Source organism: Neorhodopirellula pilleata (assembly GCF_007859915.1).
Classification (GTDB): domain Bacteria; phylum Planctomycetota; class Planctomycetia; order Pirellulales; family Pirellulaceae; genus Rhodopirellula; species Rhodopirellula pilleata.
Map to the genome: position 1 here is coordinate 115,995 of NZ_SJPM01000011.1, position 23,244 is coordinate 139,238.

Here is a 23,244-nt window from a genome sequence, read left to right on the forward strand (position 1 = left end):
TGACGACAACCGACCCGGCCAACGACACTGTTATGATTCCACGTACTTGCGAACCGATTGCGGACGACCCTCTCGTCGAGGCGGAGATCTACCGCGACATGGACCACACCATCGTTAATCGTCAGTTCGTTGACGATTTGATCTTGGGTGGCCCGGTCGGACCTTGGGTGGTCGACTTGGGGTGCGGCCCCGCCCATATTCCGATTCTGTTGTGCGAAGCGATTCAAGGAGACGGCGGCGAGACCCACTATCGCCCCGCCCAAGAACGCCTCCGAGTGATGGCTACCGACGTCGCCGTCGAAATGCTCGAAATCGCCAAGTTCGAAATCGAGATGGCCGGTCGCGTCGAACAGATCGAACTGCAGCAAATCGATTTAAACCAACCCAACGCGTTGCAGGCTGACATCGCCGACACGTTGATGTGCAACACCGTCCTGCACCATTTGGACGATCCGACCAACGCCATTGGTTTGGCAATCCGAGCCGCCAAGCCGGGGGGGAGGTTGTTCGTTCGCGACCTGTTCCGACCGGCGAGCAGCGCCGAAGTCGAAGCTTTGGTCGAACAACATGGTGGCGAATCGTCTTCGGCTCAGCTGTTACGGCAGTCTTTGCACGCCGCCTTCACCTTGGATGAAATCCGAACGATCATCGCTCCCTTGGGCATCGAAGCCGAAGCGGTTCAAATAACGAGTGATCGACACTGGACGATCGACTGGACCAAACCCTAGTTTCTTACGCGAGCGGCAGCAATTTTCTGCGGTAGCGGGATTCGCAAGAATTCCAATTGCACTCGGGGAATTCTTGCGAATCCCACTACCTTGGGTACTTTTTCTAATGCCACTCGTCTTACAATTCGTTTTCCCTCGTTCTGTTTCATTTCATGCACGGCTACTTGCATCTGCTCGACGAAGTTCTTCATGACGGCATCGATCGCGACGATCGAACCGGCGTCGGTACCCGGAGTTTGTTCGGCCGCCAAATGCGGTTTGATCTCTCTGAAGGCTTTCCGTTGTTGACGACGAAGAAACTTCATGTTCGATCCATCATCTACGAACTACTGTGGTTTCTTCGTGGCGACACCAACATTGCTTGGCTCAAAGAAAACGGCGTTCGGATTTGGGATGAATGGGCCGACGAACACGGGAACCTCGGACCGGTCTACGGTCATCAATGGCGAAGTTGGCCCGCTCCTGATCCCGAGCACCTCGAAGCCGCTCAAACGATCGACCAGATCGCTTGGGTAGAAAACGAAATTCGCACCAACCCGCAGTCACGCCGTTTGATCGTCTCGGCATGGAACGTCGCCGATGTGCCTCAGATGGCACTGCCACCTTGCCACTTAATGTTTCAGTTTTACGTCGCCAACGGAAAGCTCTCGTGCCAGCTTTATCAACGCAGTGCCGATCTGTTTTTGGGGGTCCCCTTTAACATCGCCAGCTACGGCTTGTTGACGATGATGATGGCCCACGTGACTGGATTGCAACCGGGTGAGTTCGTCCACACGCTCGGCGACGTCCACTTGTATTCGAATCACTTTGAGCAAGCCCGCGAGCAACTCACGCGGACCCCGCGCAAACGTCCGACGATGCTCATCAATCGGCCGGTTGATTCAATGAACGATTTCCAATACGAAGATTTCGAATTACTCGACTACGACCCTCATCCGCACATCAAAGCGAGCGTTGCGGTTTAAAACCAAAAAACGATTCGATCAATCGATGAGTGTTAGGTTGCATCACCACTGATAAATGCGTTGCGGCAACGCGGTGCACAACCACACCGGAAAGATGCGAAACGTCGAGACGGCGTACGCCTAAATCGCAGGCCGCCCAGATGATCATTCGTCGCGGTGTCGCCGCATGTTGGTGAACTCCATCGTCAAGACGCACGCCACAATCAAGCGACTTCGATGCGAGTTCTGTGTTCGCGATGATCCTAATCTCAGGAACCAAATTTCCGGAGACCAAATGAATCGCGCGGGGGATGATTCCGCACGCCATCACCGGCGCGATCGACACGAGTGCGTTGACACGATGATCAGGGGTCCGCGCGATCGCTTGGCGAGCGACCCAGTCCCCGAAACTATGTGTGACCAAACCGTACCGTCCCGTATCAGAGAGGTCTCCGATCCGCTGAGCCAATCGCTCGATGCTGGCCTCGGTGTCACGAAAGACATAGCGGTCGCGCCAAACTTCCACTTCCACCGGGTACCGTTGCAATCGCCTCTTCAACGGCCAGAACGCTGACCGCGGTTCCAACAATCCAGGGATGAGCAAGATGCGATCGATCGAAGGCACGAGTGGATGACCCTCGGAGGGACGGAACACGGAAGGCAAGCGAATGACGCGAACTAAAGACTCGGCGTCGATGCGATTTTCAATACTTGTCGCAAGTCCATCACACCGTCGTAGAGCGAACGACCGATGATCGCGGCGGGCATATTCATTGCGACCAATTTTTCAACGTCTTCGTAAGTGGTCACACCACCGCTGGCGACGAGCGGGATGTCCGTCGCGGCGGCCATCTCGGCGAGGCCTTCAAAGTTGGGGCCTTGCATCATGCCGTCACGGGCGATGTCGGTGTAGACGATAGCGGCAATGTTGGAGGTAGCCTCTCGCAGCCTTTTCGCCAAGTCGATCGCCCGAACGTCGCTCGTTTCCAGCCACCCTTGGGTCGCGACCAATCCGTCTCGCGCGTCAATGCCGGCGGCGAGTTTGCCCGGGTGCGCGTCGCACATCGACGTGAACCACTGTGGGTCGCGACACGCCCGCGAACCGACGACCAACCTCGCCACGCCGACGTCGATCAACGCTTCGATGGTTTCTTCGTCCCGCACCCCGCCGCCCATTTGGCAAGGCAGCCCGGTGGCTTCGACGATCCGCCGCACGGCTTCGCGGTTGGCGGTCGGATCGTCACCCCGGGCGGCATCCAGGTCGACCAAATGCAAACATTCGGCGCCGGCTTGTTGCCACTGGCGGGCGAACTCGACTGGATCGTCGCCGAAGGTCGTTTGTTGATCGTAATCCCCTTGGCGGAGCCGTACCGGTTTTCCGTGTCGCAGGTCGATCGCGGGCCAAATTTGCATCAATAGATCCGGGGGTTGGAGGGAAGGCGGCAACGCCACCAAAATACAAGCCCGACGCGCAAGCGAGTGGTTCCGCTGAGTTGCACGCGAGTTAATTTAATCGTTTCGGGTTACCATTTTGTCCGCTCCCTTGCGCTTCGGGCATGTATTCATGGCGTTCCGATTGCATCAAGCACGGCGATCGCTCGTTGAAAGGCCCGTGAACGATGATCCAAACGGGGGTGATTTTCAAGGCGTCGAGCGAGATTCACGACAAAACCCTGCTCCCATGACTGGCGATCCATTGCGACCGCCGGCCCGTGTCCACTACGATGCGACATCCACCGCCTCGCCGAACGTTGATTTTATGCTTTCGATTTCCCCCACCTATCTGCTGTATTACCTGCCGCTGATCATCGCGATTTCGTTGGTCTTTGGCGCGACCCGGCACGAGGATCTCAAGTTGATCCTGCGGCACGCCGCCCACACCGCACGTTGGATCACTGGTTTCATGGCCATCGTTTTCGTGGTTTTGTTAGTGATGGATTGGATGGTATAGACGATGCGGATTCTGACACTCGGCGGCGGCACGGTCGGACGCTGGATCGCCGACATGCTGTGTCGGCGGCGTCACAGCGTCACGTTGATTGATACCGATCCAGAAATCGTCCGATCGATCAACAGCGAATTGGACGTCCGAGCGATCGAAGGTAATGCCTCCCAAAGTACGGTGTTGTTCTCGGCCGACGTGTTGAGCGCGGACTTGTGCTTGGCTGTCACCGGCGACGACGAAGTCAACATCGTTGCGGCGAGCATGGCCAAAGCACTTGGTGCCCGCAGGGCGATTGCACGTGTCTACGCGCCGGCGTTTCGTGACTTGGCGACATTTGATTATCAACAACACTTCGGGATCGACAGTCTGCTATCCCTCGAGCAACTTTCCGCTTCCGAATTGGCCCGCGCGATTCGTAATCCCGACGCGATCCCGCTCGAACATTTCGCCCGCGGACAATTACAAGTTTATGAGATGGAGGTCGCCCCGTCGGCCATCGCTGCGGGAAAGAAATTGATGGAATTGGATCTGCCGCCGAGCGTTCGTGTCGGATCGCTGGCCCGTGAAGGACGCATGTGGATCGCCAGCGGTGCGGATGAAACGCACGTCGGTGACCGCGTCAGCCTGGTCGGAATGCCCGGCGCGATCAGCGTCGCACGCAAGGTGTTCGGCAGCGACAAACGCAAACGCAACCTCGCCAAAGTCATGATCGCCGGGGGTGGCGAAACCGGCTATCACTTGGCCAGTCTGCTCGGCCGCGAAGACTTCCGCATCGTGCTGCTCGAAAACGATACCCACCGCTGCGAGCAACTCTCCAAATTGCTACCTCACGTTACGATCGTCAACGCGAACGCGAACCGACGCAGCGTTCTGGAGGACGAAGGCGGCGGAACGGTCGACTATTTTGTCGGTTGCACCGGCAACGACGAAAGCAACATCATGGCCGGCGTCGAAGCTCGTGAACTCGGCGCTTCGCGAGTGATGTGCGTGGTTGGTCGACCGGACTATGCCAACGTCGTCGGGAAACTCGGCATCGACCTCGCCGTCAGCGAACGCGACGTCGTCGCCCGGCAAGTATTGGGATTCCTCAACGAAGGAGCCGTGATCAGCCAAAGTAAATTGCCCAACGGTTCGATCGGTGTTTACGAATTGGAAATCCTCGAAGATTCGCCCGTCACCAAGGGATCACTCGCCGATCTACCGTTGGCCGGCCGCTGCCTAGTCGCGGCGATTCAACGCGACGGATTCGTCCGCGTTCCCACCGCCAACGATGTTTTGAAAGTCGGTGATATCGTTGTCGCTTTGATCGACTTGAACGATGCTGACGAAATCATGACGTTGTTTAACGCCCACTGATCACGAATGAATCACCGCAAGTCGACGACAGACGTTTGGGCGGACATCGGCGGCACGTTCACGGATTGCCTTGTCAACGTTCGACAGCACGACGGCACGTGGCAACAACGCACGCTCAAGGTCCTTAGTAGCGGTCTTGTCGCGGCGGAACTGATCGCGGCGGAAACCGGCCGACTCACCGTCGCAATACCGCCAGCGTTTGTGTGCGAAGGCTTTTGGAAGTCGGCCGGTGTTTTCTCGCCCGATCATGTCAAGCTTGGCACGATCGAATCTTGCGAACTGATTCAACCCGCCGATCAGCAGGGCCGAGCTTTGGTCCGGATAAAGCTTCTGCAAACCTTTCCATCGTCACTCACACCTGGCGTTTCGTTGACTCTGGACGGTGCGATCGAAGCTCCCGTGTTGGCGACGCGGTTAATTCTCGGACTTCCGTTGACCGAGCCGTTGCCGCCCCTGCACGTTCGATTGGGAACGACCCGTGGCACCAATGCATTGTTAACGCGTGGCGGTGCCAAGACGGCCCTGTTGATTACCAAAGGTTTTGCCGACCTGTTGGCGATCGGGACACAGAATCGACCTGAATTGTTTGCCCTCGATATCATCAAGCCGAAACCTCTGCCCGAAACGATCTTGGAAGTTCCCGGCCGCCTCGCCGCCGACGGATCGGAATTGCAACCGATCGACGTGGGACGAGTCAGGGACGCCTTGACATCATTGGCCAAGTCCCCCGATCGCCCGGAGGTCATTGCGATCTGTTTGATGCATGCCTACCAAAACGACGCGCACGAACGTCAAGTCGAAACGATTGTTCGAGAAGCCGGGTTTGACCGTGTGGTCCGGTCGAGCCAAATCGCGGCGCTGCCTCGCATCGTGCCGCGAGCCGAAACAACGACGCTTGATGCGTACCTGCAACCGGTCTTGGAAGACTACGTGCAACGTGTTGAACAACAATTCGGCGGCGAATCCAATTGCACCTTGCGGTGGATGACCAGCGGCGGGAACCTGGTCACCTCGGCCGCCTTTCGCGGACGCGAAAGCGTCTTGTCCGGCCCCGCCGGAGGCGTGGTTGCCTTGGAACAAATCGCACGGGCGATCGGCGTTCAGGGCGCCGTCGGTTTGGACATGGGCGGCACGAGCACCGACGTGAGTCGTTACGACGGGCGGATCGGTCGTCGTCAAGAAAGCGAGATCGCCGGAATCCGCGTGCTCTCGCCGATGATGGACATTCACACCGTCGCCTCCGGTGGCGGGTCGATCTGCGGGGTGCGAGACGGTCGTCTATTCGTCGGCCCCGAAAGTGCCGGCGCGAACCCCGGACCGGCCTGCTACGGACGCGGCGGGCCGCTGACGATCACCGATCTCAACGTGGTCTTGGGCCGACTACCGATCGACAAATTTCCATTCCGTTTGGATCTCGAGGCGTCCCGCGAAGCGCTCAAAAACGTTCATCAACAACTGCCACAGGACATCGCCACGTCTCCTGAAGAACTCGCCGAAGGTTTCTTGAAGATCGCGGTGACTGAAATGGCTGAAGCCGCGCGCGTGGTGACCACCGCCGCAGGCAACGACGTGCGAAAGATGACGCTGGTCGGCTTCGGTGGCGCCGCCGGAGGACATCTGTGCCGGGTCGCCGAGGCGCTGGAAATGGATCACGCGGTCGATCATCCGCAAGCCGGAATTCTGTCGGCGGTCGGCATCGGCAACGCACCGATCGGTCGAATCTTGGACCGACCATGCTTGCACCTTTTGGCGAACCGTTTGCAACCAAACGATGCACCGGAAATTGAGCTGGAATCGGCCAGGACGATTCCAGGTGATGTGGCGAACAAACTCGCAACGGCGGGCGGGGACTTGCTCGCCGAATGCATTGAACGTTTGAAGAACGAAGAGCAACTTTCGTCCGATGATACCAACGAGGATCGGCTGGAGACGAGAGTCAGCGTGGACGTTCGTTATGTCGGGACCCAGTCGCCGATCGAACTCACGCTCGCTCCCATCGAATCGCTTGCCGATCGCATGGATCAACAACACGCGGCCACGTTCGGCTATGCCCGGCCGACGATGTCGATCGAAACGGTAACCTTGCGAGCGGAAGCCACCGTGCGATCGGAGGCTCGCACCTTCACTCTTGAATCGGTACCGGACACATCGCATCGGGCCTTGCAAACCGAGGACTCTTCCCTCGCACCATCGCCTTCCTACGATCGATGCAGCTTGCGTGAAGGCGAAACCATCGATGGGCCCGCCATCATCACTTCGCCACATTCCATCCTCGTCGTCGAATCGGGATGGACGGCAACCGTCGACGCCCGACAATGGATTCAGCTCAGACGTCACCAAACGAGCACACGCGACGCAACCAACACGCCGGCCGACAACCTCGAATCCGACAACGACGCGGTGGAAATGGAGATCATCGCGAGACGGGTGCAAGGGATCGCCGAAGCGATGGGCGAAGTGATCCGCCGGACCAGCGTCAGCGTGAACGTCAAAGAGCGACGTGATTATAGCTGTGCGGTGTTCTTGGGTGATGGTTCCCTTGTCGCCAACGCGCCCCACGTACCGGTTCATTTGGGTGCGATGGGTCACACCGTTCGCAGCATGATCGAGGCCTTCCCCGACATGCAACCGGGCGATTGTTTCATCAGCAACGATCCGTTCGCCGGCGGTTCGCATCTCCCCGATATCACCGTCGTCACTCCCGTGTTTTGCGGTTCGGCGGCGCGGTCGCCGGGCTGGCCGTGTGATTTCTTCGTGGCTTCGCGTTGTCACCATGCCGAGATCGGCGGCATGGTTCCCGGATCGATGGCACCGATGGCGACTTGTCTCGCCGACGAAGGCGTTGTGCTACGGAACTTGCCGTTGGTGTATCAAGGGAAATCCCACCACGCGGCGATCGAGCACCGATTGTCGACCGCCCGTTATCCGTCCCGCAATGTTCCCGAAAACATGGCGGACATCGCCGCCGCCGAAGCCGCCGGTCGTGAAGGTGCTCGGGCGATCGAAGCCATGGCCGACTCGCTAAGCTTGCCGAGACTAACGTCGCTGTTGCGGCGGTTGCTCGACGTTGCCGGCGAAGCCACCGCGTCGTGGATCGAATCGCTCGGCGATCAACCGAAGCACTTCCGCGATCAACTCGACGATGGAACGCCCGTCGAAGTCACGCTGACTCCCGATCCAATTCAACGTCGACTCAGAATCGATTTCACCGGCACCGGTCCGGTGCATCCCCACGGGTTCAATGCCACCCGTTCGATTGTGACCGCGGCCGTCTTGTACGTGTTACGCTGCGTCACGCCGAACGAATTGCCCCTGTGCGATGGAGTGTTGCGCCGGATCGACTTGGTCATTCCACCCGGCCTGCTTGATCCACTGGGGTCCTCGGAAGTCTCCCGTGATCGCACACCCGAGGAATGCCCGGCGGTCGTCGCGGGCAACGTCGAAACGAGCAACCGCGTCGTCGACGTACTGTTGGGAACGCTCGGCGTCGCGGCCGCCTCTCAAGGAACGATGAACAACCTGTTGATCGGCGATCAGTCCTTCGGATACTACGAAACGATCGGAGGTGGCGCCGGAGCGACGGCGAGTCATGGTGGGGCCGATGCGGTCCACACGCACATGACCAACACCCGCATCACGGACCCCGAAGTATTGGAGTCCCGACTACCGATCCGGTTGCGACGATTCGGCGTCCGACAAAACAGCGGTGGAGCCGGAACGCATCGCGGCGGCGACGGAATGATCCGCGAGTTGGAGTTTCTGCGTTCGCTCACCGTCAGCATGATCACCTCACGTCGGCGAACGTCTCCTTACGGCATTGCCGGTGGCGATAACGGGCAGCCGGGGAAACAGTTTCTCATCCAAGACGGCATCGAAACCGAATTGGATTCGTCATTCTCGATTCAAGTTCAATCCGGCGACCGCCTGCGAATCGAAACCCCCGGCGGCGGCGGTTTCGGCCCGCCCCTTTCGTAAAGCCTGCGGCGTGTTGATTTAGTGGATTAAGCAATTCTTGTGAGCCGATGGCGCTAGCCACGGGCCTCAAATGTCGGCTTATTTGCTGTAAAGCCCGCAGCTAGCGGACTGTTGATTTAGTCCTCATCGAAACCCGAAGCGTCAGCGAGGGATACATACAAGGGACTTAATGGCGATGAATCCCTCGCTCACGCTTCGGGTTACGATTAAATCAACACGCCGCAAGCCGCAGGATTCGCTATTTGCGTGCAACATTCTGGGGAGGTACACTTGCGTAAGGCTTTTGCATCCGTTTTCAATTCCTACCCCTTTTTCCGCACAATTTGACGATCGGTTTCGAACCGATGTCGACCCACCCCTGCGGACGATGCTGCCGAGCGAATGCCTGAGACCACGGATCCGCTTGATTGCGTGCCATCGTATTAACCATCGACCACCCATCTCTTACTAGGGATCGATCATGCTCAATCGAAGAAACTTGTTGCAATCCATGGCCGCGGGAGCCGGTGCCGCGTTCGGTGGTCCCCTCATTTCTCAGCGGATGATGGCATCGACCGTGAGCAACACGACCCCTAAGCGGATCGTATTCTTTATGCAGAACCAAGGATTCGATCCGAAGACCTGCATTCCGGCGGGAATGAAGAACGGTGGTTCGCTGGCGAAGGTCAAACTTCCCGAACCGATTAGTCCGTTGGAGCCTTACAAAGAGCGCATGCACATCATCAATGGATTGCACGGCGTTCACACAAGTCCCTCCCACAGCGCGTTCTTTGGCGCTCTGGGCGGTTATCGCGGGAGCGATGGCGTGCCACCGAGCGGCCCGACGATCGACTACGAGTTGAGCAATGTGTTGCCTCAAACGCTGCTGCCCCATCTTTGCATCGGGATGGACTCGATCGAGAACATGAAGACCAAGCCGACCATCGCGACATTGTCGGCCAGCGGTGCGGGGCAACCGATCTTCATGTACTCCAATCCGAACCATCTTTATCAAATGCTTTACGGCGGGATTTCCACGGGGGACATCCGCCGACAACACGAAGCAAGATCAAGCCTGTTGAGCCAGATCGAAACACTGGCGGCCGCCAAAGGACAATCCCTTCCGAGCGCCGACCAACAACGATACGGGCAATACGTTCAAGGGTTCCAAGAGACCAACGCATTACGAGATCGTTTGAGTTCCGTTGCCGATCATTTGCGCCAATTCGCGCCCGTGGTGGACGAGCGTTACACGCAACCGGAGTTCGAAACCGACTGGCACGACGTGTTGTTGGATTTGGGTATTTCGGCGCTTACCTCGGGAATCACAAACACGTTGACCATCGGATCGGGCCGCGGCGAAATCTTTGGTGCTTGGAAGGGCCTAGGCGTCGAACAACAGGGACACAATCTCGGCCACATGGATCAACCTGACAATCCGATCTGGATCAAGATCCGCCAGTACAACAGCCGCATGTTGGTCAAGATCATGCAGGCGCTCGAAAGCGTGCCCGAAGGTAGCGGCACGATGATGGATCATACCTTGATCGTCTACACCAGCAACAACGCGGACAAGCAACACACCAGCGGCAACAATTGGCCGGTCATGTTGTTGGGCAATTTCGATGGCACTTTCAAAACAGGCTGCTTTACCCAGCTGGACGGGACGCGACCGATCAACGCGTTGTACACAACCCTACTCCGCGCCGCCGGACAGAACTGCGATCGATTCAACATGGACGAAAAGATTGCCAAACAGTTTGATAGCGGTTCCGGTCCTGTCAAGGAACTGTTGGTGTGAACAATCTGTGCTTTCATTTGCGAAACGTTTCGATCGCGATCGCGTGTTTCATTTCCAACGGATACGGCGAGACATACACGCCGGGCGTGCCGGTCAGCGGGAACTTTGAAAACGTTGCTCGACCGTTTCTTACCAATCATTGTGTCGATTGTCACGGTGAGATCGGACCCGAAGGAGATCTTTCGCTACACGACCTCGGCCCGATCGATGAAATCAACGCAGGCATTTGGCGAAGCGTATGGGCTCAAGTCACGTTGAAGGAAATGCCTCCTGCGGACGCATCTCAACCCGAGGTCGTCGAGCGACTGAAGTTTTCCGAATGGATCGTGAGCGAACTAAGCCGTGTGATGCGGGACAAAGGCGGCTTCCATGACCACCGTGACCCGAACAAGGGTAACTTCGTCGATCATGACCTGCTCTTTGGCCGGCTTCCCGATTCGATCGAACTCGTTCCGACATCATCGCCGGCGCGCCTCTGGCGAGTGACTCCTCAAGAGCACATCACTCGATTGAACGAGTTGATCAACACCGAGCCGGCTTACGACCCGTCCAAGCCTGGACTGCGAACATGGGGCGACGTGGTGCCGACGAACCATGGCGGCGAATTGAAGCTCTATTTCGGAACCGATCGAATCATTCAGTGGCAAGGCGGGACCGTTGCCTATGCGACGTCGGTCAAAAGTATCCCGGCGGTTTTGTCGTCGGCACGAACACACGGCCTTGAAAACTACCCTGATTTTTACACGGTCAATAGTGCCGAAGCGACCCAGATCATGGATGTCGCCGACGACATCATTCGTTACATGGCCTATGGCCCTTATAGTATTGCCGAGCCTTATCAGATTACCGACGACCCCAAGTCGATCGCCGATAAAATGGTGGGTGACCTGCGGGGTTTGCCCACCGCACTGGTCTACAGTACGAAGGTTGTTCGACCGCTGACGCCGGTCTACGACTTGATGAAAGAGGACGGCGTGACCGAACCGAGCTTGCGGGCGGCGATCGACTATCTGTTTGAAGCGTTGACGTTCCGTCAGCCGCTGCCAAGTGAGTCCGACGTTTACATCAAAATCGTCCAAGAGTCGATTGACAAACTTGGCAAAGAAGATGGCGCTGTCTTGGGGCTTTCTTCGATCTTTCTAGATCGTGATGCGTTGTTCCGACCTGAACTGGTGACCGAGGGAAATCCTGATTCGCACGGCCGCGTGATGATGCAAGATTGGGAACTCGGGTTAGCGGTTAACCACGCCCTGCGCTATCTCAAACCGGATGACAAACTACGTCGGGCGATCCTTGATGGACGGATGCGGACTAAAGAAGACGTCCGTCGGGAAGTCGAGCGAATGTTGGCCGACGACAGCAGTCGCAAGCCAAGGATATTGCGTTTCTTTCGCGATTACTTTGACTATGACCTTGGTGGTTACATCTGCAAAGACAACCGAGCGTTAGCCGATACCGGCGTGAGCAATCGCGGGACGGCTCATTACCAAGCCATGTTCGACGCAACGGCCAGCACCGATCGATTGGTGGAATTGATTCTCGCCGACGATACCGACGTGCTCAGCAGGTTGTTGACCACCGATCAAGTGATCGCCACGGAAGCGGACAAGATATATTTTGGAAAAGAACGAACCAAAGAAGAGAAAACGGCGGCCCTTGAAACGGCAAAGCAGAAACTTGCCGAGCGAATCCGGGATCAATCGACGAAGCTTGCCGCAGCAAAAGAGCAGCTAACCGAACTGGAAGCTTTCATCGAAGCCCACCCGGATGAAGCGAGATCGCGAAAGAAAGAGCTGGCCGAAAAGAAAAGAGCGGTGACGGAGGCTGAAAAGCAATTAGCGGCAACAAAGAAGTCAGGACGGAACGACGAGAATTCCGGTGTCGCCAAAGCGGATCTGTCCGGTCCCGAGATCTTCGTTCGCGTCAGCCATCGTAGCTTCGGCAATGGATCGATGAAACCGGAACGTGTCTTGGCCACGGCTCCCCAAGGACAACGCCTGGGGATTTTGACGCACCCGAGTTGGCTCGTTTCTCATTCCGATGCGATGGACAATCACGCCATCCGTCGCGGCCGATGGATTCGCGAGCGTTTGCTAGGTGGCGGGATTCCTGATGTGCCGATTACGGTCGACGCCATGTTGCCTGACGAACCGAAGAACACGCTCCGCGAGCGGATGCGGGTGACTCGAGAGGAATACTGCTGGACATGCCATCAAAAAATGGATCCGCTCGGGCTGCCGTTTGAAATGTACAACCACGCAGGTTTGTATCGCGAGACGGAACTGAATCAACGTGTTGATACGAGCGGTGAGATCATTGATTCGGGTGACCCGTCGCTTGACGGGAAGGTTGCCGACGCAATCGAAATGATCAGGAAGATTTCAGAAAGTGAACGCGCCGAACAGGTCTTTGTTCGTCATGCCTTTCGTTTTTGGATGGGACGCAACGAAACTCTCCACGACGCCCCGGTGCTGCAGGATGCCTATCACGCTTATCGGGAAAACGGCGGCAGCATGAACAGCTTGATCGTATCGCTGCTCACATCGGACGCGTTTCTCTACCGAAAGCGGTAACAAACGCGTCGTCATGAACCCGCTGGTTTTTGTCAATGATCCTCTGCGATACTTCTTTCGCTTGCGATCGCGTGACCCAAGGAGCCGTATCGACTTCGGCTCCACACCGATTCACTTCCTTGACCGCCGTGACGAGTTGATGAATCAGCATCCCGATGCCCGCAATCACCATGGCTGAATAGCCGTAGAACGCCAGCGGCAAGGCGAAGGTCGCTCCCAACCAAGTCGTGGTACCGATGCTTAGCAGCAGTCCCGATATCGCCAACGCGGTTTTGAATTCGGTCGGTCCGAAGGTGGCCAACGTGAATTCGCCGGTCATCTTGGTTTTGATGTTGGTCAGCACCGCCATCGCGAACAAACAACACACCGCCGCCAAGCCCAGTTCCAATCGACCACACGCGACCGCCAGACCGATCAGGATATAGGCGAAACTCAGCGGATCGGTAAAATGATCGAGCAATTCGCCTCCGTTGCGACATTGGCCCGTCGAGCGGGCATGGGTTCCGTCGAGACAATCTGCGGTGTGATTGCCGATCACTCCCAAACAACCGACGACACCGCCCCACCAAACCTGGGTCGAGAACGCGAATCCGACCGCTCCGGCGATCGCGCTGAGATGCCCCACCAAGACGATTCCTTCCGGAGGAAACCATCGGGGAATTTGCAGGATCGGGTAGAGCGATTGTAAACGCGGCCCGATGATCGGGTCCAAAAGGCTGTGAGAGACACGACGAGACATGGCAAAGCTCCTGAAGGAAAACGGTATCGGTTTTATTCAGGAGCCCTTCGCCGACGAACCACTGCGCGGTTTTTAGCGATCTGCCTTATTGGCGATTCGATCGGCAACGATCACGACCAAGATCGCAACGATTGCGAGCACGACGAGACCGCCGACGCTACCGGGATACTCGCTCGGAGAGACAAGATTAAATTCTTGATACTTTAGCTTCAAGTCGGCCGTCTCGGGGGTCACAACCTGCAACGGCCACAACCGTCCCACCGATCCGATCATCAATCCGATCAAGGCTGCCATCGTTGTGTCACGGTGGGTTGACAATAGGTAATTCAATAAACGCGAGAACGCCAGCAATCCGGTCAAGCATCCCAACGCGAACACACCAAGCTGGACGATCGTTGAAAAATCGATGTTCCCACGGGCGGATTCTTTGATCATGCCGATCACCGGCTCGTAGACCCCCAGCAGCAAGAGAATGAACGCACCGCTGATTCCCGGCAAGATCATGGCGCAGATCGCGATCGATGCGCTGAGGAACAAATAGACGAGACTGACGTCCCCGACACTTGCCGGGATTTGCGAGATGGCCAACGCGACCGCGATCCCGATGAGGGCGGCGACATATCGAGAGAATGTCCAGGACGTTACGTTGCGGCGAACCACCCAGACGCTCGCCAGGATCAGCCCGAAGAAGACCGCCATCGTTTCATTCATCCGCTCGTGCAAGAGCCAGTGCATCAAACCGGCTAACATCACAATTCCGCTGGCGATTCCGATCGCCAAGGCAATCAAGAAACGCAGATCGAGCTTGTCAATCAACTCCCGCCACCGGCCACCGATCAACATCGCGATCGCTTCGGAATCGACTTGGCTGATGGCGGCGATTAATCGGTCGTAGTGTCCCAGGATCAACGCAACGGTGCCGCCACTCACACCAGGAACCGTGTCGGCGACGCCCATGCAAAAACCACGAAACACATTCAACGCATCACCCACGGCAGAATCGGGAGGATCCGTAGGGTCGAGAAAAACGGTATCTTCAGAAGTGGATGTCACTGGTCGATGCAGTCCGTGATGCAGGGTGCAAAAGAGATTGGTCAGAAACCGGTTGGCCTGCGCACTTGCCGGAACCTTTTCTAACCTACCTTTTAAAATGAATCCTTTACTCTACTTCAATAAAGACTTTTCGTCGTGACCGATCTTTACCGAGTTTTGATCCTTGCCGTCGTCCAAGGCATTGCCGAATTTCTGCCCATCAGTTCGTCCGGTCACTTGGTGATCTTGGGCTCGATGCTCGGCGAACTTGGCGAATCGGCAACGCTCGAGATCATTCTTCATGCTGGCACGTTGGGTTCGATCTTGGTCGTTTATTGGCGGAAGATTTTGGACTTGATCACCCGTGACCGACGTGTGGTCGGGTTGATGATCGTGGGAACACTGCCCGCTGTTGTCGTGGGGTTAACGATCAAGGAAGGATTTCCGTGGTTGATTCGCAGTCCGCTTTTGGCCGGCGCGATGTTGATCGTTACCGGCGGACTACTAGTCCTCTTGGGGAGATTGCCCGTTCGTGATGGGCGGTACACGGCGATGAGTTGGTTCAGCGCTTGGGTGGTCGGTTGCTTCCAAGCGATTGCGATCCTTCCCGGAATCAGTCGCAGCGGTTCGACGATCGTGGGCGGCCGCATGATGGGATTGAACAACGAAGATTCGGTCACGTTTTCTTTTTTGCTTGCGATCCCCGCCATCTGTGGCGCGACGACATTGGCTTTGAAGGATCTCTTAAGCGAAGAAACCGCCATGTCGAGCCTGTCTGTACCCCTCTTACTAGCTGGGTCGATTTGCTCATTTTTGGTCGGAATTTTTGCGCTAAAATGGCTCATTTATTGGAGCCAAGAGGATCGTTTGCATTGGTTTGCGTATTGGTGCATTCCAGCCGGCGTGTGCGTCGTTGCCTTGCATTTTGTGAATTTCGGTTGAGTCACGCCGAAACTCCTATACACTTGGCGATGGCTTAGGAAGGGTGAATTTCGAAGCGCATCTATACATGCGCATCCTGATAGGCTAGCTAGCCTGGATCGCTAAACTTGCGCCATCAAAGTGATTCATTGGAAGCGACTTTGATCCTACCTGAGCTACGCGTTCCTTCTCGTTCCCATCCCACCTGATATCCGCATGACTAAGCCGCAATTGACTGATCGGCAAAAGGACGTTTACGAGTTGATCCGCTCGTTAATCCAAGACCGTGGCTACGGTCCGACCGTTCGCGAAATTGGGGAACACTTTGGCATCAAGAGTCCCAACGGTGTGATGTGCCATTTGCGTGCACTGGAGAAGAAGGGATTGATTCTGCGGAGAGCGAACAAATCCCGCGCGATCGAATTGGTGGGGGATCATGCCCGCTCGAAAACGGGTTTAGTCCTTATGGGTGTCGTATCCGATCACCCGGTCGAGCTGGACCTGAATCCGACCGACGCAATCGATTTGGGTAAATCGCTGGCGACCGGAGATCGCTTTACTGTTCAAATCTCCGGCAATGCGTTGCGAGATCGCTGCATTCTTGACGGCGACTATCTTGTGTTGGAAACGGCCGAACAAGTTTCTGCCGACACACTCGTATTGGCGAAACTCAACGACGGGCGGGTCGCGATGCGGATTTGGGACGCGACGTCGCCGCACCCGGTGATTGCGTCGACCTCGAGCACCCACGGTTCCGAGGTGCTCGGCGTTGCCGTCGCGTTGGTTCGCGAAGGGACGATCTGATTGCGGCTTATTGAGCCGCCTCGTGGCAGACGTAGATCTGCAGCGAATGGCGGCTGACTTCGATGATCCGGTTGCTCGGTGCCATCGGGCCGTCCGCGTCGGGATAGATATCACCGGGCGACTCGGCGGCGGTGTCCACGAACAAGTTCCATTGGGTGCCGCGACCGATTTCCGGCAGTAGGAAATCTTTGTTGTCGCCGGTGCTGTTGAACATCAAGATCATATCACGTCCGAGACCTTCGGGATCATCGATGCGACTCGGGGCGGCGATGTAGGCCGTCATCGCCAATTCGCCCTGTTCCCAATTGAGCAGATGCCCACCCGCGCCGTACCACGACACGTCGGGAACCTTGCGGCCGTCAACGGGGTGTCCGGTCAGGTATTCACGACGTCGGATCGTCGGCTGGCGTTTGCGGAACTCGATCAGGCCGCTAACAAAGCGGACCAGATCAGCGTTCTTTTCGACCAACCGCCAATCGAACCAAGAGATTTCGTTGTCTTGGCAATAAGCGTTGTTGTTACCTTTTTGGGTCCGTCGGGCTTCGTCGCCGCTGACGATCATTGGCACGCCTTGGCTAACCAGCAAGGTCGACAACATGTTGCGAACTTGTTGATCACGGATCGTGGTGATCGCCTTCTTCCGCGTCGGGCCTTCGATTCCGTAGTTATCGCTGATGTTGTGATTATCGCCGTCGTTGTTGTTTTCTCCGTTGGCCTCGTTGTGCTTGTTCTTGTACGAAACCAAATCATTCATCGTGAAGCCGTCATGGCTCGTGATGAAGTTAATACTGCAAAACGGAGGACGTCCGGCGTGTTGGTACAAGTCACTGCTGCCGGCCAATCGGGTCGCGAGCGGGCCGAGCGTCCCGCCATCGCCACGCCAAAAACCACGCGTGTCGTCGCGATATCGGCCGTTCCATTCGGCCCAACGGGCGTTACCGAAACTACCGACTTGGTAAGCACCTGCGGCATCCCAGGCTTCGGCGATCATCTTGGTGTCGGCGAGCATAGGATCTTCGGCGATCAATTCGACCATCGGCGGATTGGGAATCAAATTTCCTTTTCGGTCACGACTCAATATGCTTGCCAAATCGAAACGGAATCCGTCGATGTGATAGTTGTGAACCCAGTGACGCAGGCAGTGAAAGATCATCTCGCGGACGACCGGGTGATTGCCGTTGATCGTGTTGCCACAACCACTGTAGTTGCAGTAATGCTGACCTTCGCTGAGGATATAGTAAACTTGGTTTTCTAATCCCTTGAACGACAGCGTGGGTCCGTGCTCGTTGCCTTCGCACGTGTGATTGAACACGACGTCCAGGATCACCTCGATGCCGGCGGCGTGGAGCGCCTTGACCATTTGTTTGAATTCATTGACTTGGGCTCCCGGTTTCGAGTTGTGAGCGTAGCCACGATGAGGCGCAAAGAACGCCATCGGGTCGTAGCCCCAATAGTTCGGCCGTGACAATTTTTGTCCGTGTGGGTCACGAATCGGGAATTCATGAACGGGCATCAATTCGACGGCTGTGACACCGAGTGATTTCAAATACGGGATTTTTTCGATCACGCCAAGATAACTGCCGGGGGCCTTGACCTTGGCCGTCTTGCTCTTGGTGAAGCCCCGAACGTGCATTTCGTAAATGATCGTTTCGCTTATGTCGTGACGCAGATGGCGATCACCCTCCCAGTCGAACGATTGATCGACGACGACACACTTGGGCGGCCGAACCAAGCCGTCCTTACCGGTTTGATAAGTTCCCGCAAGCGCTTGTGCGTAAGGATCGATCAAACGTGCCGATGAATCGAAACGATGTCCGTTTTCGGGGTCCCAAGGACCGCTGGCTTGAAAGTGGTAAAGTTGACCGGCGTCGAGTCCTGGAACGTGCAAGCTCCAAACGTCACCCCAGCGATCCGTCTGGCGATCAAAATCAATGATCTGAGCCGGTTCGCGGTCGTTGACCTTGTTGTAAAGCAAAAGCCGCATTTCGGTTGCCGACCGGCTAAAGACGGAGAACTGAGTCCCTTTTTCGGTCAGCGAAGCCCCGAAAGGTGGGGCATAGGCGAATTGAAGATCGGGGCACGGTTGTCGCATCAGCATGGAAAGATCGCTCCTTGAGTCACAGGGTCCAGTTGTCACCGAAACCTACCACCAAGCCAACGATCGGCAAAAATTCTCCGTCCCGGAAGACAAGAAACGTCGATCATTCGGCTCAATAGTTCGATCGGGCAACGGCGAAGTGTCAGCCAAAGATTGCCGGTCGTTCCATTAAGATGGAACAAGACAATCATTCGACCGGTGACCCGAGTGACCTAAAAACGATCTCCTTTGGAGGAACAGAAACTGTCAGCTTGACCGTATGATATCTCCTCCACCAGCTCGCCGGGCTTGCCAATGTGGCCAGAATCGCCACGAAAGGCGAACTCTACCTTATCGTGCCTTAGTGGCAAAATTCTCGCCAAGCTCCACGGAGACCCTCGGCACGGTATTGTGACCAACACCTGGAAACATTCCTCAGAATTGCTGGACCGGCCGAATTGCTTGACCGGCCCTCGGGGGACCCGCATACTTGCCCTTCGGCCCGACCGATGATCAGTCCGGCCACCCCGAGATGATTTTCGAAGCAACCGGCGATAATTACATCGTTCTGGCGCGAGGTGCCCATCGTGCTCGTGCTCAGTGAAACGGTGCTCGTGCTCGTAATCGAAAAGCAGCCCTGATGAACGATCTAACCTTCGACCACGATCGACTCGACGTTTATCGTCTGTCGATCGAATACGTCTTGGTCTCGACTGGCCGCATGAACGAATCGACGAGTCGCGACTAAAAGTCCAAACTCAAACGAATCGTGTCGATGTTGACCCGAATGGCGATCAAGTTTGACGGCGTCAAAGAGCGATCGTTCAGCTATCCGGTGGCGGCCGATTACGAGCACGAGCACCGCGATGCTGAGCACGAGCACGAAACATGGCCACAACTTGGCCGTGCACGTAAGCACGGCCTGCCATGTTTTGCCAATGAAGAATCAATCGTCCGTCCCAGATGACCTCAGTAGTTCTGGCTATCCACCATCGTGCTCGTGCTCAGTGAAACGGTGCTCGTGCTCGTAATCGAAAAGCAGCCCTCATGAACGATCTAACTTTCAACCACGTTCGACTCGACGTTTATCGTCTGTCGATCGAATACGTCTTGGTCTCGACTGGCGGCATGAACGAATCGACGAGTCGCGACTAAAAGTCCAAGCTCAAGCGAATCGTGTCGAAGTTGACCCGAATGGCGATCAAGTTTGACGGCGTCAAAGAGCGATCGTTCAGCTGTCCGGTGGCGGTCGATTACGAGCACGAGCACCGCGATGCTGAGCACGAGCACGAATGAGAGCCAGAGCTTTGGATGCACACGCTTATTCTTACGCAGCCGATTACGGCCACTCGATCACTTCTCGGCCCATGCGAGTCGATAGGTCTTGCCACAGGTCGCGATCGACCGAATCGGTTACGAATCGAACCGAACCATCCATCACGCCCACCAGAACGCCGCCGACGTGGTAACTGCGAGACGTCACGGCGGCGTAGGTCTTTGCGGTATCGGTGATCGTCGGAAGTCCGCCGACGAGGGTGATCGTTTTACCCTCCCGAGAATTCGTCCAATCGGCGTCCAGTTTTTGACCCGAACCGTCGTCGCAGAGGACTTTCAAATTGGGCGTGAACGTGGTCGTAAACCCCGCTTGGTGAACTCGACCGTCGGTCCATTCGGTGTGCCCGGTGTCACGCTTGAATCCGCTCGCCCCGTAACCGAGAGCACAGATTTCCTCTGGCTGGATCGGCTTCGTCAAATCCATCGTATTGGCAACATCCCTCATGTAGGGCGTCCAGCCTTTGACTTCGGCAAACGCCAAGGTATTGCTCAATCCGTCCAAGCAATCGCGCATTCCGAAATAGCGGTTGGGAACGAACATGCCGTCGGCAAGGTTCGATTCGTTTTGTGGATCGAACACGAACCACGTGCCCTGATTGACCGCGTAATTCAGCTTGTAATATTCCGGGCCGCTCGCGCCCAACCGCGGTTGGTCCAGCGGATCGCTCGGGCATTGGTACGTCGGAACTCGATAGGCGGAAATCGGTACGGCTTGTCCGTCAACGACCAGCGACGAATTGGTATAGCCATCGCCGAAGTTAATGCCATCGGCGAGCCCGGAAGCCTCGATGAAAGGTAGGATCCGGGCCTGCATCGACCAGCCCTTTCCGTCGGGCGTCAGGCTCCAAGCCGGCGGCAGTTTCTTGTAGACGGATTCGTAGTTGTGGGTCGCCAACCCGACCTGTTTCAGATTATTGCTGCAACTCATCCGACGGGCCGCTTCGCGGGCCGCCTGGACGGCGGGCAGCAACAACCCCACCAACACGCCGATGATCGCAATCACGACCAACAACTCGACGAGGGTAAAAGCAAAACGTTTGGGGGTGATCGAAGGCGACATCAAACCGGTCATACCAGCGCGCATGGACTTGTCCTAAAATTCGGTGTTGAAAGGATCAAGCATGGCTGGCATTCGGATCACGCATCGAATCAGATCGAAGGCAACCGAAGTGGGCTGGCTAGCTTTTTATTGCTCAAACGGTAATGCGAGTCAGTCGCAATAGCAACCCGGTATGGTCGATTTTCTTAAAAATCGCCACCCCGATTCTCGAGTGGCTCGAGCGTGATCCGGTGGAAACGGAAACTGCAATCGTAAGCACCGACCAATAACGCGGACGGGTTGGGCGTCGCCCAATAATCCGACAGCGATAATTGATCGGCTTTTCCCTGCCAGTTCACGATCGTGCGACCATCGACCAATACGCTCACTCGATTCTTTCGCACCGTAACGATCACTTGCGAAAGTTGGCCTTGCCGGAACAGCGATCCGGTGAAGGTCGTTTCATTCCCGACGTTGCGACCGTCCACGTTTTCGATGGCGCTGCGGTGCTCGTCGCCGACGGAATAATTCAATAAGGTCGCGAACCGTTTGCCGGCGAGCTGATGCCCCAAGATCAAACCGTTGGGCGAATCGAGTGGTTCGACGATCAATGTCAAACGGTATTCTCCGCTCGGCGTAAAAGGCAGTTCCAGCCGAGCACCGTAACGTTTGGGGCTGACCAAGGTGCCATCGCGGGACGTCCAGTCGCCCACCGTCCAGCACTGTGCCGGATCGGTTTGCTTAAGTAAATCAATCTCCTCGTCTGGCCAAGCCTTCACGACCTCGGTTGAATCGGCCGCATTCGAACCGGCCGCATTCGAACCGACTCCGTCTTGAACGATCCAATCTTCGAACCGCGAGGTCGGCCGGGGTGGTTGGTCATTCAGGCGGACTTGGAAGTAGCCCCACAGTTCTTCGCTCGTGCCGTCCTGCATCGTCACGTTGATGCGGTAACTTACCGGAGTCGGTCGTTCGAATGATCCCAGCGTCACCGTCTCCGGCAGCATGGCTTGCTGCTCTTGGGGAGCGTCGATCCAAGGTCCGTTGATGTCCGTTTGGTAGCGAACTCGAATTGATTTGAGCGTTGCGTCATCAGGCCAATCGAGGTTCAAGACAACCTTCTCCCCGGGAGACGGAACGATCGGTTCGGGCAAGGCTCGAAACTCTGAAAACAGTCGCGTCTGCGGATCGACTGTTAAGTCGAGCGGTTCCCATCCGAGGCGGCTTTTTTGTTCTTTGTCTAACCACGATTCACTGATCCATCCTCGGTACTGCCCCATACTCATCACCGACCCGTTGCCAGGTTCCGGGTGGGGAAGTCCGACGGTGTGTCCGCATCCTTCGTGGTAGACCACGCAGTCCGAGCCTCGGTAAGGCACTCGCCATCCGTCCGCGCTAACCAGTCCCCACCCGACACCCCGGTCGGCACGGTAGCTTGCCCTCGAACCGCCCGATGCGGCACCGGGGAAATGTTGACCGTCATGGAGGTTGCCTTCGAATTCAAATCCGCCCTCGGTGGGCGCGAGACGATAAAAATCATCGAGTGGTCGCCAGTTGATTTCGCTCAGTACGAGCAGAATCGGAAAGGCGTCCGTTTTGTCTTGGGCGAATCCGATCCGCCGGTCGGTTTCCTGGAGCGTGCGATAATAGATCGCGTTGGCATCGCCGCTGCGAAGTTGCGACGTCGACAGTTGCGAAACCAATGGCTCCGGATGAATGAGCGTCCGCAACTTTGATTCGCCTTGAAACTCACGGGCGTGAAATTTCTCGATTCTCTGGCAGTAGTAATCGACTCGATCTCGCCAATCGGTCAGTGGTTGACGATCCGATGGGACGAAGTAAACGACCGTCACGTCGATCGAGGTCGTCTCGTACTTCCCGTCCCAAGTATGGGTGTCGGCATGACATTCGAGAGAAGTGGTGAGCAAGATTACCCACGCGAGTGTGAGCGTGTGGCCGGCATGGATCCGCATTGGACGCGTTTCTGTTAAGGAGG

17 protein-coding genes are annotated in these 23,244 nt (G+C 56.6%); 10 read left to right on the forward strand and 7 right to left on the reverse strand.

Translation table 11 applies throughout. The features are described 5' to 3' along the window. The first annotated feature begins 32 nt into the window (after positions 1-32). Complete coding sequence (locus Pla100_RS21885) at positions 33-728, forward strand: class I SAM-dependent methyltransferase (RefSeq protein ID WP_146580177.1); 696 nt, start codon at positions 33-35, stop codon at positions 726-728. Between the two features lie 152 nt (positions 729-880). Continuing rightward, the gene (locus Pla100_RS21890) at positions 881-1,693 is read left to right on the forward strand and encodes a thymidylate synthase (protein WP_146580179.1); all 813 of its coding nucleotides are present in this window, start codon (positions 881-883) and stop codon (positions 1,691-1,693) included. Here the strand turns inward: Pla100_RS21890 and Pla100_RS21895 are convergent. Further along, on the reverse strand, positions 1,671-2,327 hold the full coding sequence (locus tag Pla100_RS21895) for an esterase/lipase family protein (protein ID WP_146580181.1): 657 nt from the start codon (positions 2,325-2,327) through the stop codon (positions 1,671-1,673). The genes Pla100_RS21890 and Pla100_RS21895 overlap by 23 nt on opposite strands. Before the next feature lie 23 nt (positions 2,328-2,350). After that, positions 2,351-3,085 carry a 1-(5-phosphoribosyl)-5-[(5-phosphoribosylamino)methylideneamino]imidazole-4-carboxamide isomerase gene (hisA, locus tag Pla100_RS21900; RefSeq protein ID WP_146580183.1) on the reverse strand — a complete coding sequence of 245 codons (735 nt, stop codon included), beginning with the start codon at positions 3,083-3,085 and terminating at the stop codon, positions 2,351-2,353. A gap of 346 nt (positions 3,086-3,431) precedes the next feature. Here hisA and Pla100_RS32310 point away from each other — a divergent pair, with 346 nt between their 5' ends. From Pla100_RS32310 to Pla100_RS21925, 5 genes are all read left to right on the forward strand, one after another. Continuing rightward, on the forward strand, positions 3,432-3,623 hold the full coding sequence (locus Pla100_RS32310) for a hypothetical protein (RefSeq protein WP_146580371.1): 192 nt from the start codon (positions 3,432-3,434) through the stop codon (positions 3,621-3,623). A 3-nt stretch (positions 3,624-3,626) separates the two neighbouring features. Beyond that, a complete protein-coding gene (gene trkA, locus Pla100_RS21910; protein ID WP_146580185.1) occupies positions 3,627-4,973 on the forward strand; it encodes a Trk system potassium transporter TrkA in 1,347 nt (448 codons plus the stop codon). Between the two features lie 6 nt (positions 4,974-4,979). After that, positions 4,980-8,948 (forward strand): hydantoinase B/oxoprolinase family protein, encoded by a 3,969-nt coding sequence (locus tag Pla100_RS21915; protein ID WP_146580187.1) that lies wholly within the window; start codon positions 4,980-4,982, stop codon positions 8,946-8,948. A gap of 460 nt (positions 8,949-9,408) precedes the next feature. Further along, positions 9,409-10,728 (forward strand): DUF1552 domain-containing protein, encoded by a 1,320-nt coding sequence (locus tag Pla100_RS21920; protein WP_146580189.1) that lies wholly within the window; start codon positions 9,409-9,411, stop codon positions 10,726-10,728. A gap of 38 nt (positions 10,729-10,766) precedes the next feature. Next, a complete protein-coding gene (locus Pla100_RS21925; RefSeq protein WP_146580373.1) occupies positions 10,767-13,301 on the forward strand; it encodes a DUF1588 domain-containing protein in 2,535 nt (844 codons plus the stop codon). Here Pla100_RS21925 and Pla100_RS21930 read toward each other — a convergent pair. Both Pla100_RS21930 and Pla100_RS21935 read right to left on the reverse strand, forming a co-directional pair. Next, on the reverse strand, positions 13,267-14,040 hold the full coding sequence (locus Pla100_RS21930; RefSeq protein WP_146580191.1) for a CDP-alcohol phosphatidyltransferase family protein: 774 nt from the start codon (positions 14,038-14,040) through the stop codon (positions 13,267-13,269). The genes Pla100_RS21925 and Pla100_RS21930 overlap by 35 nt on opposite strands. A gap of 72 nt (positions 14,041-14,112) precedes the next feature. Beyond that, positions 14,113-15,033 (reverse strand): DUF368 domain-containing protein, encoded by a 921-nt coding sequence (locus tag Pla100_RS21935; RefSeq protein ID WP_231603379.1) that lies wholly within the window; start codon positions 15,031-15,033, stop codon positions 14,113-14,115. 195 nt (positions 15,034-15,228) lie between these two features. On the opposite strand from Pla100_RS21935, the gene Pla100_RS21940 reads away from it, so the two are divergent. Together Pla100_RS21940 and lexA are read left to right on the forward strand one after the other, a co-directional pair. Further along, positions 15,229-16,014 (forward strand): undecaprenyl-diphosphate phosphatase, encoded by a 786-nt coding sequence (locus Pla100_RS21940; protein WP_146580193.1) that lies wholly within the window; start codon positions 15,229-15,231, stop codon positions 16,012-16,014. Positions 16,015-16,209: 195 nt separating this feature from the next. Further along, positions 16,210-16,797, forward strand: a complete 588-nt coding sequence (gene lexA, locus Pla100_RS21945; protein WP_146580195.1) for a transcriptional repressor LexA — start codon at positions 16,210-16,212, stop codon at positions 16,795-16,797. Positions 16,798-16,804: 7 nt separating this feature from the next. Here the strand turns inward: lexA and glgX are convergent, their stop codons facing one another. Further along, positions 16,805-18,895, reverse strand: a complete 2,091-nt coding sequence (gene glgX, locus Pla100_RS21950; protein WP_146580197.1) for a glycogen debranching protein GlgX — start codon at positions 18,893-18,895, stop codon at positions 16,805-16,807. 766 nt (positions 18,896-19,661) lie between these two features. Here glgX and Pla100_RS31815 point away from each other — a divergent pair. Further along, the gene (locus tag Pla100_RS31815; RefSeq protein WP_231603343.1) at positions 19,662-19,841 is read left to right on the forward strand and encodes a hypothetical protein; all 180 of its coding nucleotides are present in this window, start codon (positions 19,662-19,664) and stop codon (positions 19,839-19,841) included. Positions 19,842-20,213: 372 nt separating this feature from the next. Here Pla100_RS31815 and Pla100_RS21960 read toward each other — a convergent pair whose 3' ends face one another. Both Pla100_RS21960 and Pla100_RS21965 read right to left on the reverse strand, forming a co-directional pair. Beyond that, positions 20,214-21,293, reverse strand: a complete 1,080-nt coding sequence (locus tag Pla100_RS21960) for a DUF1559 domain-containing protein (protein WP_146580199.1) — start codon at positions 21,291-21,293, stop codon at positions 20,214-20,216. A gap of 161 nt (positions 21,294-21,454) precedes the next feature. Further along, positions 21,455-23,221 carry a hypothetical protein gene (locus Pla100_RS21965; RefSeq protein WP_146580201.1) on the reverse strand — a complete coding sequence of 589 codons (1,767 nt, stop codon included), beginning with the start codon at positions 23,219-23,221 and terminating at the stop codon, positions 21,455-21,457. Between the last annotated feature and the right edge of the window lie 23 nt (positions 23,222-23,244).

Excerpts from the sequence above, each read along its gene's own strand:
- Pla100_RS21885 (WP_146580177.1), top strand. The coding sequence starts at position 33 with ATGATTCCACGTACTTGCGAACCGATTGCGGACGACCCTCTCGTCGAG.
- Pla100_RS21890 (WP_146580179.1), top strand. The coding sequence starts at position 881 with ATGCACGGCTACTTGCATCTGCTCGACGAAGTTCTTCATGACGGCATC.
- hisA (WP_146580183.1), bottom strand. The coding sequence starts at position 3,085 with ATGCAAATTTGGCCCGCGATCGACCTGCGACACGGAAAACCGGTACGG.
- Pla100_RS32310 (WP_146580371.1), top strand. The coding sequence starts at position 3,432 with ATGCTTTCGATTTCCCCCACCTATCTGCTGTATTACCTGCCGCTGATC.
- trkA (WP_146580185.1), top strand. The coding sequence starts at position 3,627 with ATGCGGATTCTGACACTCGGCGGCGGCACGGTCGGACGCTGGATCGCC.
- Pla100_RS21915 (WP_146580187.1), top strand. The coding sequence starts at position 4,980 with ATGAATCACCGCAAGTCGACGACAGACGTTTGGGCGGACATCGGCGGC.
- Pla100_RS21920 (WP_146580189.1), top strand. The coding sequence starts at position 9,409 with ATGCTCAATCGAAGAAACTTGTTGCAATCCATGGCCGCGGGAGCCGGT.
- Pla100_RS21930 (WP_146580191.1), bottom strand. The coding sequence starts at position 14,040 with ATGTCTCGTCGTGTCTCTCACAGCCTTTTGGACCCGATCATCGGGCCG.
- lexA (WP_146580195.1), top strand. The coding sequence starts at position 16,210 with ATGACTAAGCCGCAATTGACTGATCGGCAAAAGGACGTTTACGAGTTG.
- glgX (WP_146580197.1), bottom strand. The coding sequence starts at position 18,895 with ATGCTGATGCGACAACCGTGCCCCGATCTTCAATTCGCCTATGCCCCA.
- Pla100_RS31815 (WP_231603343.1), top strand. The coding sequence starts at position 19,662 with ATGGCGATCAAGTTTGACGGCGTCAAAGAGCGATCGTTCAGCTATCCG.
- Pla100_RS21960 (WP_146580199.1), bottom strand. The coding sequence starts at position 21,293 with ATGCGCGCTGGTATGACCGGTTTGATGTCGCCTTCGATCACCCCCAAA.
- Pla100_RS21965 (WP_146580201.1), bottom strand. The coding sequence starts at position 23,221 with ATGCGGATCCATGCCGGCCACACGCTCACACTCGCGTGGGTAATCTTG.